Genomic DNA, 17,294 nt, shown 5'->3' with positions numbered 1-17,294 from the left:
TTTGCCTATCAATACCAATACCTTAAGGTTCTCTGTACTTGGCGAATTCTCGCATCCAGCGGCTATTAACTGCTTCACCCGTAAGGAGAAAATACATTAATATCAGCCCTATTCCGTAACTGAGATGAAAAATGCAAACAAAACAGCCTAGCGTAAAAATTAGCATTTTCTTAAAACATCTCCAGGCCAAAGAAGTTTGTTTATTCACCCCCACAAATTGACGTAACAATATCAAAGAAATTGTCCCTAGGCACAATGTTATTATTAAAGCTAAAATGGAGCCCAATGCCATCACTAAGGTGGCTAAAAAAGCCACCATTCTTAGATAAGACGGATAGTTTCCTTGGGACAGAGATTGAACGGATTCAAATATCTCCCCCGGATTTTGACTTGGGTCGAAACTAACTTTTTCAGCTTCCTCCGCTGATGAAGAATTTATATCCAAAAAGACATATTCGGTAACCTTTCCCTCACTGCCATCTTTTGAGAGCTCGCTATTCCTAGCTTCTGCTCTTATCTCTGATTTCTCTTTATTATTTGACATCGACATACTTTTTATAACTAATTTTATTAAATCCATTGAGAGCAGCAATACGATAGCCTTCCGCATAAGTAGGATAGTTAAAGACCTGATCAATAAAATAATCTATTTTTGCATTAAAACTCATGGCCACTTGACCAATGTGGATAACTTCTGTAGCACTTCGCCCAATAATATGGACCCCTAAGATTTCTAGTGTTTCGGCATGAAAAAGGATTTTAAACATCCCGGTATTGCTTCCTACAATATGGCTGCGGGCGATCTCATAATAATAAGCTCTTCCTACTTCATAGCGAAAGCCCATCTCTCGTAGCTCATCTTCATTATAGCCGCAACTGGAAATTTCAGGTATAGTATAAATACCGATAGGATAAAGATTAGGAAATAAACGATGATGGACACCAAAAGCGTGGCGTGCTGCTAAGCGTCCTTGCTCCATACTAGTCGAAGCTAAGCAAGGCCCACCAATCACATCTCCTACGGCATAAATATTAGGCCGTTCGGTCTGAAATAGCGCATTGACAGGAATATACCCTTTGTTATTAACGCTTAAGCCCGCATTTTCAATATGTAAGCCATCCACATAGGCGCTCCGTCCTAGGGCAAAAAGTAGCGCATCCGCCGATATCTCTGTACCATCCTTGCATTTTACATAAGCTTTATTATTAATACGGGCAATTTGAGCAGCCTCTTTATTGCCTAGAAAACGTAATCCCAAATCCTTCAAGGAAGTTTGTAAAATAATGCCAATTTCGGGATCTAAAGAAGGTAAGATATGGTCCTTTTTATCAATGACTGTAACTTCGGTTCCTAAAGCAGCGAAAAAGCTTGCATATTCTGAGCCAATAATTCCTCCTCCCAATACAATAAGGCTGGAAGGAATCTTTTCTATCCCTAAAAGACGTGTTGAATCAAAAATTACATCATTATCGAAAGGTATATTATTAGGATTTCGTGGCTTGGAGCCGGTAGCGATAACCACAAACTCAGTGTTAATTTGATGAAGTAAGCGATAATCCTCATCCATTACAATCAACATGTGAGGATTTTCAAAACGGGCTGTTCCATTAATCAGGCGAATGCCATTTTTTCTTAATTGTCGATAAACAGTGCTTCTTTCTTCTTCAATCACTTTATGGAGCCGTTGGTTCAATTGAGGAATAGAAACCTCTTGTAAAGCAAATTCCCCGCTATTAAATCCCCTTTCATAAAAGCGGGTTAAATCAATAATTGCTTCCCTAAGAGATTTAGAAGGAATGGTACCTGAATACAGGCAATTTCCTCCCGGTTCGGGTAATTTATCAATTACAATTACTTTTTTACCTAATTTGGCCCCTTGAATTGCTGCTTTTTGTCCTGCTGGGCCTGCGCCGATGACCACTAAATCGACCGTCATTTCTTCCATTCAAAAACTCGCATTGTTTAATAGGTTGGTAGGATAATGAGATATGCCTTGTAATGATTAGACTTTATCTAGGTGAGATATATTACAAGAATGTAAGTTTGTCAAATATAAATTTTAATGATAAGATAAAGTAAGCAAGCCATAACAAAAAAGAGTAGCCTTATGCCTAAAACTAATTTTACTAAAGTGGAAGAATCCTTAATACAAGGACTTGACAAATTAAATATTAAAAAAATTATCGACTCTACCTCCAAGGATATTAACGAGAAAAGAGTGATAGATGAAACCCGCATCAATAAAAGAAAAACTGCTATCTATATGATCTCTGAACTTAAACGCCTTCATAAAAATGATGAACGTATCTATTTAAAACTAGGCACTAATCTTTCCCATATAAAAAAAATGTTAGAACATCCTTTGAAGCTTAATGCAGAAGAATGGGGAAACGTATTAAAGTTGCTGGACAAAATTGAGGCCTACAAAAGAGCATTTGCTCAAACTATAAAAGAAGTGAACAATGAAGAAATGATAGAAAAAGAAAGAAAAAAGCAGGGCGATAAGCGCTTTAATATTCAAGAAAAGTGGCTTCCCATCGACTGAAATTTCTAATTGCATGTTCTAGGGCCTCCTTTATTATATTTTTCCTTGCTTATAACCCGTATAAATGCTAATATCCCCTTTTCAAATAATTACGCTTCATCGGAGTTACAGTTATGTCAAAAATCTGTACTGTTACAGGAAAAAAACCCGCTCGTGGTTATAAGTACACAATCAGAGGGATTGCTAAAAAGAAAAAAGGGATTGGTCTTAAGGTTACTGGTAAAACTAAGCGACGTTTCCAGCCCAATCTTGTCTCTAAACGTATTTGGTTCGGCGATGAAAAACGCTTTGTGACTTTACGCTTATCTACACAAGCTTTAAGAACTATTGATAAGGTGGGTGTAAGCACTATTATACGCCGCTTAAGAGCTCAAGGCCATACCGTTTAAAAAAAACGAGTGTAAGTTAAAGTTATTCTACAGGCTTACACTCCTTGTAATTTTTTAATATTTATATGTCCCTCTATTCTCCTTCCAACATCTTCTTTATAGATTGATTAGGCACTGGTTCATCCATTGTTTTAAATCCAAAGCAAAAGGTTTATCCCCTTTTATCACTCTTACTCATGTTTAATAGCTAGCTTTGGCTTAAAAGCAAGCAAAGCTACCCGCACGACTTTTACAAGCTACATATGAGAAGTTTATCGTGCTATTTTTTAAGTATGATGGCTTTCTTTTATATGTAGAGCCCACCAATTAGGTAAAAAATAAAAGTTTTTGATTTTTTAAAAAAGCGAAAAAAACTAAGTTTCTCCTTAGCCATGCGGTTAGAAGAATCCTTTTTAAATAAACTCGCAAGTTATGGTCTAAAAAAATTAGCTCTTAAAAGCTAGCTGTCTTCTTGAAAGTAGGCTTTTTATACGCTTTTGAGCAGCTGTTTATGTAATACGCTTTTCATCTACTCTTTATGCAATCACGCACTTTATAAAGTCCCTTTTCTTAAGCAGAGAGGCATCTTTCAGAAGGTTGGGTATACAGACTAAGTTTTTTTAAAGCATATAATCATATACTTAATAGGAAGCTTGGTTTTTACGTAGAGAGCCGGCTTGGAAAAAGATTAATTTTTGTTAGCTATGCAGACGTGGTTTCTTTAAGCAGACTAAGTTTTTTCAAAGCGTATAAGTATATGTTTACCTAAAAAAAACCTTTTCAAAAGGATACCATGCTTGATTTATCTAAAGCTAGCTAATCATTCACTTTTAAAATTAAAAGGAGAGCCTAGCTAACAACTGCACCCGGTGAAATATCTTGAATAGAAAGAAGTTCTAGTTTTTTGTCATCCGAGGCTGCTAAAAGCATTCCTTGGCTAACAGTTCCCATTAAAGTGGCAGGCTTTAAATTAGCCACTACAATAACCTTCTTCCCTATTAATGCTTGCGGTTGATATTGTTGGCTGATCCCTGAGACTATCCTACGAGTCTCAAAGCCAAGATCTACTTCTAGCAACAATAATTTTTTACTTTTAGGCAGGCTCTTTGCATCTTTGATTACACCTACGCGTAAGTCTAGCTTCTGCAGCGCTTCAATCTCTATCATCTCCTTTAAAGGAGCGTAAACCATCTGAGAAGAATGATCTTTCTTTGCTTGCTCAGCTAGCGCCCGAAGCTGATTGAGCTCCTTTTCAATCTGTTCATCCTCTACTTTTTTAAATAGTATCTCTGGCGTCTGAAGTTGCTGATGAGCGGGAATAGATGTATTTAAAATTTGAACCCAGTTACCCTTCTCTAATTGAGAAGCATAGCCTAGAAGCTTCCACACTTTATCGGCTGACTCAGGAATGAGAGGAGAAGAAATAAGCGCTAAGCATTTTAAACACTCTAAACAACAGGCGATAGTGGTAGCTACTGCATGCTTGCTATCAGGGTTTTTTGCTTCCTTCCAAGGTTTTTTAGCATCAAAATAAACATTTCCTAGCTGGGCTAATTCCATAATTAATTGACTAGCCCGGCGAACTTTGAAGGTCTCATAGCAACAAGCGACTTCATTGGCAAGCTTACTTATATTAAGTAAAAATTCTTCATCAATTGACTCTAAAGCCTGCACAGCAGGCATCTGTCCACCACAATGATTTTTAGCAAAGACTAAAACACGGTTGACTAAATTTCCATACTTGCCTAGCAAGTCCGTATTGCAGCGCGACTGGAAATCTTTCCAAGTAAATTCCGCATCTGATGTTTCAGGAGCATTAGCAGCTAAAGTATAACGAATTTGATCTGTCGTATAATGATGAAAAAATTCTTCCAAATCAATAAACCATCCATCAGATTTACTAAACTGCCTTCCCTCTAAGTTTAAAAATTCATTGGCTGGAAGTTCATCGACTAGTTTAAAAGGTTGATTTTGTCCCATGGTCATGGCGGGAAATATAGCGGCATGAAAAGGGATATTATCTTTTCCTAGAAAATGAACTAGCTTAGTATTAGGGTCACACCAATAAGATTTCCATAAGTCGGGATCGCCTTCTTTTTGAGCCCATTCAACGCTTGCCGATATATATCCAATAGGAGCATCAAACCAAACATATAAAGCCTTTTGCTCTGCTTCAGGTAAAGGAAGAGGAACCCCCCAGCTCATATCACGGGTAATAGCACGCGGCCGTAAATCCTCTATATAGCTTTTAATAAAATTCACAACATTGGGCTTCCACTGTTTGGTTGCCATCCATTTCAAAAGCTTATCTTTAAACTTATCAAGGAGTAAAAACCAGTGCTTGGTAGGGCGAAGGACTAAAGGTGCCTCTGATAGCTGAGAACGAGGATTAATAAGATCGGTGGCTTCGTAGCTAGCACCGCATTTAGGGCATTCGTCACCTCGTGCCTGCGCAAATCCGCATTTAGGGCAAGTTCCCACGACATATCGATCGGCTAAAAATCGCTTATCGACTTCCGAATATAGCTGGTCAGTAACTCTTTCTTCAATATAGCCATTGGCCTGCAGATCTAAAAAATATTGTTGAACTAAGGGCTGATGGCCTTCCCATGTAGTCCTTGAGTAATTATCAAAAAATATATTTAATTTTTTGAAAAATTCTCGATTAATCGTGTGATAAATATCTACATGTTCTTTAGGAGACCGGCCTGCTTTTTCAGCACCGATCGTGATAGCAATCCCATATTCATCTGAACCACACACATACAAAACATCATTTTGCATCAGGCGTTGAAAGCGCGCATAGACATCCCCGGGTAGATAAGCACCCGCAATGTGTCCAAAATGGAGCGGCCCATTAGCATAAGGGAGAGCAGAAGTGATGAGTATTTTTTTTTGCATGAGATTCTAATATTTCCTATTTAGTTAATTTTCCAAGCTAAGGATAGATCTATTTAGAAAGTACTCTTGGGTTTTTGAACCACTAACACTTCTAAATTAGTTAGAGGGACGATTTTCCACCCTAACAATATTTTCTTTTCCATATCCACATATAAAGGTCCGGGAACAGCTTGGGTATAAAACTTTTCCGCCTTACTAGGCGCAGGCTCGGGACTAGAATATTCAGTTTGAAAGCCCTCTAATGAAGAGTGAGCTGAGCGAATAACTTCTTGTTGATAAATAGATAAGCTTCCCCAGGATACATAATGGCCTGGATAACGCTTATTAAGAAAGCTCCAGTCCACTTTAATTGCTCCATACCAGGAGATGGCATTAGAAAAAATACGCCTAGTTTCTCTACATAAAGCCGCTTTTTCTAGGTTAAACATGCGATTATCATATTGATGCATTTCAAAAAGAAAACGTAAAACTTTCTCTTTGCTCTCGTAAGACAGATCTGAAGCATGTCTTAAAGGCATCTTCCCATAAGGACTTCGGCTAGGTGATTGATTAATTACTTTATATCCAATTACACCAGTTATTGCAGCAAATATAAGAGTAAATAAAATAGCTATACATAAATAAACAGTATAAGCATAATCAGCCGTAGGATATGTCTCCAGCATTTTCTTTCCTCATCTTACCGCTTAATCGGCGAGAATTTTACGAGCTCTCTTTCTTTCTGAAGATCCTTTGGAAGAGCTTCCTCCATCATTTTCTCCAAAATAATGCCGAGTAGCGTCTTTCTCCTCCTGCCTTTTATTTTCAAGAACGACAGGCTCAAGGTGATCTTTACCCGCTACGATTTCTTCTAAGATCTGCAAGGCTCTATTTTGCGTGTCTGATTTCACGCGTGGATCTCGCCCCGTTAAAATCATATTTTCAGCTAAAGAAATGGCATAGCCTACCATCTCAAACTGATTTTTAAATTTCTTTTTTAAGGCTTCATTGGTGATATTTTTTTGTATCATTTATAAACTTCCCTTTCTGTAAATTTAATGTATGCGATGCATTTCAGCTACAATTATACTTTTTAAAGCTTCGTAAGCTACATCCAATTGCTCATTAACAATCTTGTAGTCATATTTTTTTCCTTGCTCTATTTCTCGGCTTACACACGATAAACGCTCTTCGATCACGCTGAGAGATTCTGTTTGACGCGCTAGCAAGCGCCTCCTTAGCTCTTCTAGGGAAGGTGGTGCTAAGAAAATAAAAGTTCCTTGAATTCTATCTTTTAGTTTAAGCCCGCCTTGTGTATCGATAACCAGGACAATATGATAACCTTTTTGCTGCTGTTCTTCAATCCAAACACGTGAGGTTCCATAATAGAAGCCATAAAGCTCTACGTACTCTAACAACTCCCCTGCTTTAATCTTAAATTCAAAATCATTTTTATCAATAAAATTATAGTCTACCCCATCTGTCTCTCCAGCACGAGGCTTTCTTGTCGTGTAAGAAATACTGGGTTTTACATTTGATAATTCTTGAACCAGTCTTTTAACTAAAGTTGTTTTACCTGTGCCTGTAGGGGCGCTAATAATAAATATTCGCCCTTTTTGTTGTGTGCTACTCGACATTTTGAATAATCTCACGGATTCTTTCCAATAGGCTTTTGATTTCTACGACCCGCCGTGAGACTTCTAACTCAGAAGATTTTGCCCCAATCGTATTGATCTCCCTATTCAGCTCTTGAAGAATGAACTCCAGCTTCTTAGCTACAGCTTCTTTTTGCGAAGATAAGACATCATTAAATTGCTTAAGATGAGCTTGAAAAAGAGTAATTTCTTCACTGATGTCAATTTTTTCTGCATAAATTCCTATCTCCCGTAAAAGCCGCTCTTCATCTTCTCTTGGTCCTATGGAAAATTCTTTTAAACGCTCGGCTAGTTTCTCTCGATAACGCTTAGTCGCCTGAGGCGCATAGTAGGCAATTTGCTCAATATCTTGATGTAAAGTCTTTAAGCATTGAGAAATGTCAATAAATATAGGGCGGCCTCCGTGTAGCTTCATTTCCACAAAGCTTTGCATAGCTTTTTCAAAAGCTGTACTTAGAGCTTCTCGATAAAGCTCTTCATCCTCCATCTGCTCGTCAAATAGCAGGATGCTAGGTTGCTCAGCCAGCATTTTCAATGTTAGCTCATGCGTTACAGGAAGCTTTAAAGTAAAAGCTAAATCCTCGGCAGCCTTTTGAATCTTTAGGGCTAGAGGGAGATTGGCTACTACATTTAAAGGAGTCGTCTGATTAAATACTACCGAAAACTTAACAGTTATCTGCCCTCTTCCTATTTGGGCAGAAATCCATTTTTTTATTTCAGCATCAAAACGCATTAACTCTTTTGGGAGTAATACATTTATTTCCAGATGTTTACGATTAACCGATTGAATTTCCGCGGTGAATCTTCCTAGTGCTGTCTCTATAGCACCCCGGCCATAAGCCGTCATACTTCTTAACATTTAAAAAAGCTTAAATTTATTAATAAGGGCGCATTTTATCAAAAATTTGCATAAAAATATAGCTTAATTTATGGCTAGCAGAAATCTAGCTGATTGCCTTCACTCTGCCTTGCTTTAAGAGCAGCTTACTTGCTACTTTATAGCTTTCCAAGCATTTTATAAGATAAGGATTGAAATAACCTTTGGTTATCAGTGATTAGCATGCTTATTGCTGCCTTCCCGCTTAAAGGAAGCAGGCAGGCACTATCAAAAAGTAGAGTAGAAAATATGAGAGTATAAGCGGCTGCTCGCCGCTTAAAAATTTAAAGAATATATTAAGGAGATTCCTGATTTCTAGGACTAAGCTTTATGAAGCCTTTCTTGGGGAAGGCATAGCTTTCAGAATCTCTTTTTGCTTTTCCGTGGATTTAATAGCTCTAAGGCGGCGCTTATCAGATTTTTCATCTAACTCTTTAGCCAATGTTAGCGCTTTACGCTTTTGAACGCGTTGTTTTTCAATAGCTTTTTCTTCTTCTATTTTTTTCTCTTTCTTAGATTCTTGAGAGCGAGAGCGATAGGTAACTTTTTTCTCTTCAGGCATAGTTGCTTTAGCGGCTAATGCATGCTTTGATTTAACAGGAGAGCTAGCTACAGGATGATTAATGATACGAGCTTGGCTATTCACTTTTTTCTGAATGTCAAGCTTAAAGGTTGCTTGAAGGCTTTTAGCTATCCTTTCTAATAAGGAAATATCTTGGTGCGACATCTCTTCTACTTGATCTTCTAAATTTTCTTTGGTGATATCAATGGAGATTTCTATCTGTGTCTTATCGGTTTTGTCTTGCTTCTTTAGGATAATGCTTGCAATTTCGCTAGGTTTCAATCCTTTACCCGCATATTTTACTGTACCTTCGCGACGTTTGCCGACTTTAAGCCAAATCTTACCCTCATTAAGCTTAGTGATTAAAGCCTCTATTCTTTCTATACTATCGTGCTGATTTAGCTTCACTCTTTTGATCGTATAGCTTTTTTTTCCATTTTCACGTGATACACTCTCTGCCACTTCATATAAACGAAGAGCATTAATGTCATTAAACAAGTCTTGCGTGTTTATTTTCATACCTATACCTTAATTTTAACCTTAAATTATCATATACATATATTAACTTTCAAACACAACTAATTTATAAATATTATATTAAGATTGTAATGAAACTCAGTTACCTAGGGAAAAATTAATTAGAAAGTTAAGGAGAATTGAGCATTTTTTATGCCAAGTTGATCTCTAACTGGCCCAAAACTTTGGCGATGGATCGGGCATACTCCATGCAAATTAAGTGCTTCTAAATGCTTGGCCGTCCCATACCCTTTATGTTGATCAAAACCATAAAGAGGCCATTTTTGATGATATTCGATCATCAGACGATCGCGAGTTACTTTCGCAATAATAGAAGCAGCTGCAATAGATTGCGATTTAGTATCCCCTTTAATGATCTTTTGAGTAGGAATACTAGGATGCGGAAGCTTTAAACCATCTACAAGCAAAAAATGAGGCTCTAAGCTTAACTGCGCAACTGCCCTAAGCATTGCCGCTATAGTGGCCTGATAAATATTGATTTTATCAATAGTAGGAGAATCAATGACCCCTATCCCATAATGAATAGCGTCATGGCGGGTAAGTATATTATACAATTCCGTACGTTTATCGCTGGATAATTGCTTGCTGTCGTTAACTTCAGGAATTAAAAGGCCTACAGGAATGATGCAAGCTGCTGCAACTACAGGTCCTGCTAAAGGGCCTCGCCCGGCTTCATCGATACCTGCAATAACCTGATAGCCTTGTTGCCTGGCTTCTTCTTCAAATACAGTAAGGCTAAGCAAGCGCTTAGTTTCACGCTTGCCAATCTTCTTTAACTCTGACATTTAGCCATTTTAGCTTTCGCTAGCAACATTTGCAGCTACTGGCTCTTTTTCAACTGCAGTGCTTTTGCGATTAAAACCTACGCGACCTTTAACTTTAGAAGCTTTTCCCGAAGTTCCTCTAAGGTAGTACAATTTAGCACGGCGCACTTGACCTTCTTTTACGACTTCGATTTTTGCTATGCGTGGGCTATGTAAAGGAAATAGACGCTCCATACCTTCTCCATAAGCCACCCGATGTAAAGAGAATGTTTCGGAAAGCCCTGCACCTTTACGGGCAATCACTGTGCCTGTAAACACCTGAATACGCTCTTTCTGACCTTCAATAATACGAGTATGCACACGGATAGTATCGCCAATTCTAAAATTGGGAATATCTTTTTTAAGTTGTTCGTTTTGGATCATTTCGACCAAAGCATGTTTTCTCATTTTTTCTACTCCTCAAGATTTATATTTAACTTTTGCCATAAATCGGGCCGTACACGTTGAGTTTTTTCTAACGATTTTTTACGACGCCATTCGGCGATCTTTTTATGGTCCCCACTTAATAGAATTTCGGGGACTGCTTTACCTTCATAGCTCTCTGGCCGAGTGTAATGGGGACACTCTAATAATCCATTCTCAAACGAATCTTCGGCGGCCGCACTTTCATGCCCCAGCACACCGGGTACAAACCTAACGAGTGCATCAACAAGAACTATGGCACTTAAACACCCATTCGTTAATACATAGTCTCCAATGCTAATCTCTTCATCTACCTCATCTAGAATACGCTCATCAATTCCTTCATAATGCCCACATAACAGAATAAGATGATTTTGTTGAGCTAATTCTCGACATTTACCAGCCTTGAGGAGAGGCCCTTGGGGCGACATATAGATCACTTTAGCGCCAGGCTTTTTAACGCTCCGTATGGCGCTGAGGACAGGTTGGGGCATCATGACCATTCCAGGCCCACCCCCATAAGGTCTGTCATCAACTTTGTGATAGCGATTGTCTGCAAAAGTACGTATATCAATGAGATTGATATCTAAAAGGCCCTTTTTCCTGGCCTGCATGATAATACTTTCATCAAACGGCCCTTTAAAATAGTTGGGAAATAGCGATAAGATATCAATCAGCATTGGCGTAAGTTTCTAAGCGCTCACTTTTTTACGAGCCTTACGTTTAGCAGCATATTTTGCTCGTAATGCTAGTTTCTTATCCACCAAACCACGTACAAGGCTAGGGGCGCTTTTTTTGATTAAAGCTTCTGCAGAATCGGTCAAGACAGCACCTTGGCTGAGCCAATGTTGTGCACGTTCTGCATCTAAAGAAAATTCTTGCTCTACCTGTGTAGCAAACGGATTGTACCAACCGATTGCTTCAACATATTTTCCATCACGTGGTGAGCGGCAATCAGCCACCACCAAACGGTAGAATGGACGATTGTGACGGCCTTGCTGTCGCAATCTAATTTTTAACGCCATAGGGATCCTCCCATCATTTTTTCTAAATTTTTCATATTAGGCATATTCTTAAAGAACTGCTTTGCTTGTTTAAATGATTTAACTAGCTTATTGATATCTTCCATCCCTGTCCCACTCCCTTTCGCTATTCTTTTACGCCTGGAGACGGAAAGCTCTTCACTTTCAGCTCTTTCCTGGGGAGTCATAGATAATATAATAGCCTCTATTTTAAAAAACTCTTTTTCATCAATTTCTAAAGATTTAAGCGCACTCATGCCGGGCAACATGCCTAAAAGGCTCTTAAGAGAACCCATTTTTTTTACCGCTTGAATTTGCTTAAGATAATCTTCATAAGTAAAGGTAGCTGAACGTATTTTTTGTTCTAAGTTTTTGGCTTCTTCTTCACTAATATGCTCTTGAGCTTTCTTGACCAAATTAATGGTATCGCCCATACCTAGAATACGATGAGCCATAGACGATGGATTAAAAACTTGAAGATCATCAACTTTTTCGCCTATCCCTTCAAATTTTAAAGGAGCGCCTGTCACTTCTCGTATCGATATGGCTGCCCCTCCGCGAGCATTTCCATCCAACATGGTCAAAATTGAACCCGTTATAGCCATACGTTTGTTAAATTCTGCGGCACTGTTAACAGCATCTTGTCCCGTCGTGGCATTGGCAACAAATATAATTTCTGAAGGCTGCAAAACTTTTTTGATTTCTTCTAACTGCAGCATAAGTTCTTCATCGATATGGAGTCGTCCTGCTGTATCTACAATCAAAACATCAAAGTCTTCTTTTTTAGCTTTTTCTAATGCATGTCGAGCCACTTTTATAGGATCTTTTTCCGCAGGAAGGCTAAAGACAGGGATTTCAATTTGCTGCCCCAACGTCAATAATTGCTCAATAGCTGCAGGTCTTTGTAAATCACAAGCTGCTAGTAAAGGTTTTTTACATAGTCCTTTTTTCTTTAAATAGCGTGCTAATTTAGCCGAATGTGTCGTTTTACCTGCTCCCTGAAGCCCACATAGCATAATAACAGGAGGTTTTCCTTCTAGCTTTAGCTCAGCTTCTCCCCCGCCCATCAAAGAAACAAGTTCTTCATGAACAATTTTGATAAACTGCTGACCTGGAGTAACCGCTTTGATAACCTCATCACCTAAAGCTTTCTCTTTAACCCTTTTAATAAGGGTTTTAGCCACTCCATAGTTGACATCAGCTTCAAGCAAAGCTAAACGCACTTCACTAACAGCGTCAGAAATGTTTTCTGCGGTAAGTTTTTTTGCACCAGCCAGTTTTGAAACCAAACCACGCATTTTTTCAGTTAGAGCACCAAGCATGAAAATCCTTAAAAATTTCAGTGGAGACAATACTTGAAAACTTATTCATTTTCAAGGAAAAAGAATCGATCTAAACCAGCCCAATCTTTATCAACCCTATAATTTCTCCATCCGGATTGACTAAATAGTTTGCATAGAGAGGGCCCTTGGCTACTTCCTATTTCAAGCCACACTTTTGCTAGAGGAGCAAGACAAGCCTTCATTTCCTCGCTTAAACGCTGATACATCTCTAAACCGGTAGGTCCTGAAATCAAAGCTAGGCGGGGTTCAAAATCCCGCACTTCAGGGTCTAACCCTGCAAACTCATATTCGGCAATATATGGGGGATTACATATTAGATAATCTACCTTTTTGCCCTCAAAAGGTTTTAATAAGTCGCCTTGTAAAAAATGCACTTCCACCTGATTTTCTTTCGCATTTTTTTTAGCAAGCTCAAGTGCTTGATGAGAAATATCAGACAAAGTAACTTCTAAAAGAGGAAACCTTCTCTTTAATGAAATTCCTATACATCCAGATCCACAACATACATCCCATAAATGCAGGCCGCAAACGTCAACCTGTTCGAGCTGTTTAACAATTTTATCAACGAGAATTTCTGTTTCTTGCCGAGGAATAAGGACATCTTTGTTAACAGATATTTGGCATCCATAAAAATCCATTTTTCCATGGATGTAGCCAAGAGGTTCTCCCTTAGCCCTGCGAGCCAGACGCTCTCGACAAATTTTTAATTCCTGCTCTTCTAAAGGACGATCAAACTGCTGGTAAAGCTGTATACGAGAGAGTTGTAAAGCATCACATAACAAATATTCAGCTTGAAGCTTAGGATTTTTGATTCCTTTTTGCGCTAAATATCCAGTTGATAGATTTAATATGTCTTGAACGGTATTCAACCTTCACTCTTTATGTATAGTATTTAAGGGCAGAGCTTTAAAAAAAATGTCAATTAGAGATAAAAAGACGCATTGCACCCTCGGCATGAAAGCTTAAAGATTTTTAGCATCTTTTCTGCCTGTTAATCTTAACCTTCCTTATTTGCTTAATTTTAAGTTTAGCATGCATGAGAAAAAGCTTGTTTACTTCAGAGTGATAATTAAAGAGCCAGCAAAAATATGAATGTAGGGATTAAGCTTTTTCAAGTTCCAAACATTTCCTTATAATAGTGAGCTACTAAGGCGGAAGTTATATCTTCCATATCCCCTTCCATAATTTTATCCAAATTGTATTTGGTAAGGTTGATTCGATGATCCGTTAAGCGATTTTGCGAAAAATTATAGGTACGAATACGTTCTGAGCGATCCCCGCTACCCACTTGAGCGGCGCGGTTAGAAGCTAACTCTTGAGCTTTTTTCTGTTGCTCTATCTCAGTAATTTTAGCTTTAAGTAAACGCAATGCTTTTTCTTTATTTTTATGCTGGCTGCGTTCTTCCTGACAGTAAACGACAAGACCCGTGGGCAAATGAGTTAGCCGTACTGCACTATCCGTGGTATTCACATGCTGCCCTCCTGCTCCCGAAGATCTATAGGTATCCACGCGTAAATCTTTTTCATCAACTTGTACATCTGAGTCTTCGTCAGGTTCTAAAAGCACAGCTACAGTGATAGCAGAAGTATGAACTCTCCCCTGCGCTTCAGTAGCAGGCACCCGCTGAACACGATGAGTTCCTCCTTCGTAGCGCAAATTTCGATAGACGTTTGGACCTGATAGAACCATGACGTATTCCTTATAACCACCCATATCAGAAGGGGTGCAAGATAATAGTTCATAATTCCATTGTTTACTGTCAGCATACATTTTATACATACGAACGCAGTCTCCCACAAATAAAGCAGCCTCATCCCCTCCTGTGCCGGCTCGCAACTCTAGGATGGTAGGACGATTATCATTAGGATCAGGAGGTACAAGCAGTGTTTCCAAATGTTTTTGCAACTCAGGAAGCTTGCTTTCAATTAGACGGATTTCTTCCTGCAAAACATTAGAAAATTCAGGATCGCTCTCTATTTTTAGAAGTTCTTTATTATCGGAAAGTTCTTGTTCAGCTTTTTTAAGAGCATCCCAGGTAACTTTGATCTCAGCTAGGTAAGAATGCTCTTGTGTCAGTTCTTTATATTTTTTCTGATCATTAAAGATCTCAGAGTGACCTAATGTGGCTTCAACTTCAGCTAAACGGAGGAGGAGTTGTTGGACTTTTTTTTCAATCATGATGAGGGAGATAAGCTTACAAAGCTCTCCTCTGACATGATTGTGGAAGAAAGCTTTGTAGGCTAGAATTTAAAGAATTATTTCCTTTTCTTTTTGGACTCTTTTTTTACTTCTTTTTCTTTAGGCTGCTCTTCTAATTTTCCTTCAGACTCTTCATGAGTCGCCTTGTTTTGAGCCGCAGCAGCATAACGTTTTTTAAATTTATCTACACGGCCTTCAGAGTCAACTAAAGCCTTGCTACCCGTAAAGAAAGGATGGGAAGCCGAGGAGGTTGATAAATGATAAACAGGATACTCAGCGCCTTCAAATTTATCCATTTGTTTTGGCTGTAAAGTAGATCCACATACGAATTTATGTCCTGTCGAAGAATCAACGAACAAGATTTTTTGATATTTAGGATGAATATCTTTCTTCATCAGAATTAACTCCAAAAAGGTTAGCAAATTTAATTTTCTTAAGTTACGAAAAAATGATAAAATGTATTCAATAAAAAAACAAGCCTTTTCTTTGCTGCTCGCTCAACACTTTTATCGTCAGAGTAGAAAATCTTTGGGATGCAAAAGAGATTTTGTGCTTAATTAGGGGCAATTGATTGAAATTTTTGCTTCTTAGCTCTAAGATGTCTAAACATTCGTATTTGCAAACTTTAAAACCCCATTTTTTATTATGTCTTATCATTCTTCTTTTCTCTCAAACTACGACAAGGTTCCTAAAAGCCTTAAAATCTTGATTTGCCTGACAGCTATAGTGACTATATGCAGTGCGGCATTAGAACCTCTTTTTACCACTCTCTTTAAAATATATGGACCTCAAGAGCTTTTAGGGCTCTCCCCTTGGGGTATGACAAACTCCTATTATTGGCAACTTATTACTTCCCTTTTTATTCAAAAACATGCGCATGGCATCAATTTATTTTTACTTATCAATCTTACTTTTAATATGTATATGCTCTGGCTTTTTGGATCCCAACTTGCTGAATCTTATGGAGATAAATCTTTTCTTGCTCTTTATTTTATTAGCGGCATCCTCGCCAACCTAGCAGCTTTAGCAACCGTTTACCTTTTACTACCTTATAAGCTGTTTATCATTGCAGGCTTAGCCCCCTCTCTATTAGCCATCTTTGTAGCCTGGGCCATGCTTCATCGAGAGACCACCCTTCTGCTCTTTTTTTTAATCCCTATTCAGGCTAAGTGGCTTCTAGCTGTTGTGGTTGCTTTTTCTCTTCTTATTCCTTTATCGGAACTGGATTTTGTGAATCTATTCTACCATATGGTAGGCATAGCTTCCGGCTATCTTTGTAGCACAGTTGTTTGGCAGCAACCGACGCCTTATCTATACATGCAAAACATAGACGAAATTTTTATGGTTGGGGGCCACAAATTTCGCGCTAAAATTCAACGCTACTTCTTTTCCACCCCGCAAAAGAGTAAAATTGTCGATATCAAAACAGGAAAAGCTACCTTAGGAGATGATGCATTTATTGACGAGATGTTAGCCAAAATTTCCCGCTATGGAGAACAATCTTTAACACGGCAAGAAAAAGACCGTATGCGTAAAATTTCGGAAGAAAAAATGAAGAAAAACTAGGAAAGCTTGCATTTTAGGCACCTAAAGCACACTCTAACTTGCCAGCTCTCTTAATCTCAAAGTAACATGTTATGCCTTTTTATAATTATAAAGCCTTTCCGAATACTAAATTTTGCTTGTTAACAAGTATATTTTATAGGAGATGGGATAGCTTTTATATAGGAGGAAGATCGCACCTGTGAACAAAAAAAAAGCTAGTAAGGGGGAATCTTCCTTTTACCAAATATGGAAATAGTTTTAATAAAAATCCTTCCACCGTAAAAGACCAAAACTTTCCTGAGAATGTTAAACAGGGAAATTGCATGAAGATTTAAGTTGACAAAGCAAGGGGTATAATTATCATTCTTTTCCTTAAAAAGGAGGAATGAATGAATACGCATAAACCCAATAGTGTTTTTGCTGTATTTAAGGCCCTGGAAGATCCAAGGAAGCAAAGAAACCAAATCTATAGTTTGTTTGATATTGTTACGATTAGCATTTTGGCGATTTTATGCGGTGCAGATGATTGGGCA

General features: G+C 38.3%; 18 protein-coding genes and 1 pseudogene. 3 read left to right on the top strand and 16 right to left on the bottom strand.

From position 1 onward, the window contains the following. Window positions 1-22: 22 nt before the first annotated feature. Both NEOC84_RS03545 and sthA read right to left on the bottom strand, forming a co-directional pair. Window positions 23-544, bottom strand: coding sequence for a hypothetical protein (locus tag NEOC84_RS03545; RefSeq protein WP_166155355.1), 522 nt, complete (start codon window positions 542-544; stop codon window positions 23-25). Further along, window positions 534-1,946, bottom strand: a complete 1,413-nt coding sequence (gene sthA, locus NEOC84_RS03540) for a Si-specific NAD(P)(+) transhydrogenase (protein ID WP_166155353.1) — start codon at window positions 1,944-1,946, stop codon at window positions 534-536. The genes NEOC84_RS03545 and sthA overlap by 11 nt, the downstream gene beginning before the upstream one ends. 162 nt (window positions 1,947-2,108) lie before the next feature. Between sthA and NEOC84_RS03535 the strand changes: the two genes are divergently transcribed. Continuing rightward, a complete protein-coding gene (locus NEOC84_RS03535; RefSeq protein WP_166155351.1) occupies window positions 2,109-2,546 on the top strand; it encodes a hypothetical protein in 438 nt (145 codons plus the stop codon). A 113-nt stretch (window positions 2,547-2,659) separates the two neighbouring features. Beyond that, window positions 2,660-2,935 (top strand): 50S ribosomal protein L28, encoded by a 276-nt coding sequence (gene rpmB / locus NEOC84_RS03530; RefSeq protein WP_039385022.1) that lies wholly within the window; start codon window positions 2,660-2,662, stop codon window positions 2,933-2,935. Window positions 2,936-3,763: 828 nt separating this feature from the next. On the opposite strand, the gene metG is transcribed toward rpmB, so the two are convergent. The 14 genes and pseudogenes from metG to NEOC84_RS03460 all read right to left on the bottom strand — a co-directional run bounded on the left by metG (window position 3,764) and on the right by NEOC84_RS03460 (window position 15,611). Continuing rightward, complete coding sequence (metG, locus tag NEOC84_RS03525) at window positions 3,764-5,815, bottom strand: methionine--tRNA ligase (protein ID WP_166155349.1); 2,052 nt, start codon at window positions 5,813-5,815, stop codon at window positions 3,764-3,766. A 53-nt stretch (window positions 5,816-5,868) separates the two neighbouring features. Continuing rightward, entirely contained in the window at window positions 5,869-6,480 is a 612-nt protein-coding gene (locus NEOC84_RS03520; protein WP_166155347.1) for a hypothetical protein, read from the bottom strand. A gap of 21 nt (window positions 6,481-6,501) precedes the next feature. Then, window positions 6,502-6,825, bottom strand: coding sequence for a hypothetical protein (locus NEOC84_RS03515; RefSeq protein WP_166155345.1), 324 nt, complete (start codon window positions 6,823-6,825; stop codon window positions 6,502-6,504). A 24-nt stretch (window positions 6,826-6,849) separates the two neighbouring features. Then, complete coding sequence (gene gmk, locus NEOC84_RS03510; protein ID WP_166155343.1) at window positions 6,850-7,431, bottom strand: guanylate kinase; 582 nt, start codon at window positions 7,429-7,431, stop codon at window positions 6,850-6,852. Beyond that, window positions 7,421-8,308: a YicC/YloC family endoribonuclease gene (locus NEOC84_RS03505; RefSeq protein WP_166155341.1), complete on the bottom strand. Its 888-nt coding sequence runs from the start codon at window positions 8,306-8,308 to the stop codon at window positions 7,421-7,423. The genes gmk and NEOC84_RS03505 overlap by 11 nt, the downstream gene beginning before the upstream one ends. Window positions 8,309-8,654: 346 nt before the next feature. Next, window positions 8,655-9,407 carry a hypothetical protein gene (locus tag NEOC84_RS03500; protein WP_166155339.1) on the bottom strand — a complete coding sequence of 251 codons (753 nt, stop codon included), beginning with the start codon at window positions 9,405-9,407 and terminating at the stop codon, window positions 8,655-8,657. Between the two features lie 119 nt (window positions 9,408-9,526). After that, complete coding sequence (locus NEOC84_RS03495; protein ID WP_166155337.1) at window positions 9,527-10,210, bottom strand: ribonuclease HII; 684 nt, start codon at window positions 10,208-10,210, stop codon at window positions 9,527-9,529. Between the two features lie 9 nt (window positions 10,211-10,219). Continuing rightward, entirely contained in the window at window positions 10,220-10,636 is a 417-nt protein-coding gene (rplS, locus tag NEOC84_RS03490) for a 50S ribosomal protein L19 (RefSeq protein WP_166155335.1), read from the bottom strand. 35 nt (window positions 10,637-10,671) lie between these two features. After that, window positions 10,672-11,331, bottom strand: a pseudogene (gene trmD / locus NEOC84_RS03485) (tRNA (guanosine(37)-N1)-methyltransferase TrmD); the annotation flags it as partial. A gap of 12 nt (window positions 11,332-11,343) precedes the next feature. Next, window positions 11,344-11,676 carry a 30S ribosomal protein S16 gene (gene rpsP / locus NEOC84_RS03480; protein ID WP_166155331.1) on the bottom strand — a complete coding sequence of 111 codons (333 nt, stop codon included), beginning with the start codon at window positions 11,674-11,676 and terminating at the stop codon, window positions 11,344-11,346. Further along, complete coding sequence (ffh, locus tag NEOC84_RS03475) at window positions 11,667-12,995, bottom strand: signal recognition particle protein (RefSeq protein ID WP_166155329.1); 1,329 nt, start codon at window positions 12,993-12,995, stop codon at window positions 11,667-11,669. Before ffh ends, rpsP begins: the two co-directional genes overlap by 10 nt. Window positions 12,996-13,036: 41 nt before the next feature. Beyond that, on the bottom strand, window positions 13,037-13,885 hold the full coding sequence (prmC, locus tag NEOC84_RS03470; protein ID WP_166155327.1) for a peptide chain release factor N(5)-glutamine methyltransferase: 849 nt from the start codon (window positions 13,883-13,885) through the stop codon (window positions 13,037-13,039). A 242-nt stretch (window positions 13,886-14,127) separates the two neighbouring features. Further along, window positions 14,128-15,192: a peptide chain release factor 1 gene (prfA, locus tag NEOC84_RS03465; RefSeq protein ID WP_166155417.1), complete on the bottom strand. Its 1,065-nt coding sequence runs from the start codon at window positions 15,190-15,192 to the stop codon at window positions 14,128-14,130. 80 nt (window positions 15,193-15,272) lie between these two features. Next, complete coding sequence (locus tag NEOC84_RS03460) at window positions 15,273-15,611, bottom strand: type B 50S ribosomal protein L31 (protein ID WP_166155325.1); 339 nt, start codon at window positions 15,609-15,611, stop codon at window positions 15,273-15,275. 310 nt (window positions 15,612-15,921) lie between these two features. On the opposite strand from NEOC84_RS03460, the gene NEOC84_RS03455 reads away from it, so the two are divergent. Further along, window positions 15,922-16,782, top strand: coding sequence for a rhomboid family intramembrane serine protease (locus NEOC84_RS03455; protein ID WP_166155323.1), 861 nt, complete (start codon window positions 15,922-15,924; stop codon window positions 16,780-16,782). Window positions 16,783-17,294 lie beyond the last annotated feature (512 nt).

Origin of the sequence: Neochlamydia sp. AcF84 (assembly GCF_011087585.1) — a bacterium.
GTDB lineage: Bacteria > Chlamydiota > Chlamydiia > Chlamydiales > Parachlamydiaceae > Neochlamydia.
The sequence above is the reverse complement of the archived record's forward strand: the minus strand, read 5'-3'. Positions and strand labels throughout refer to the sequence as shown.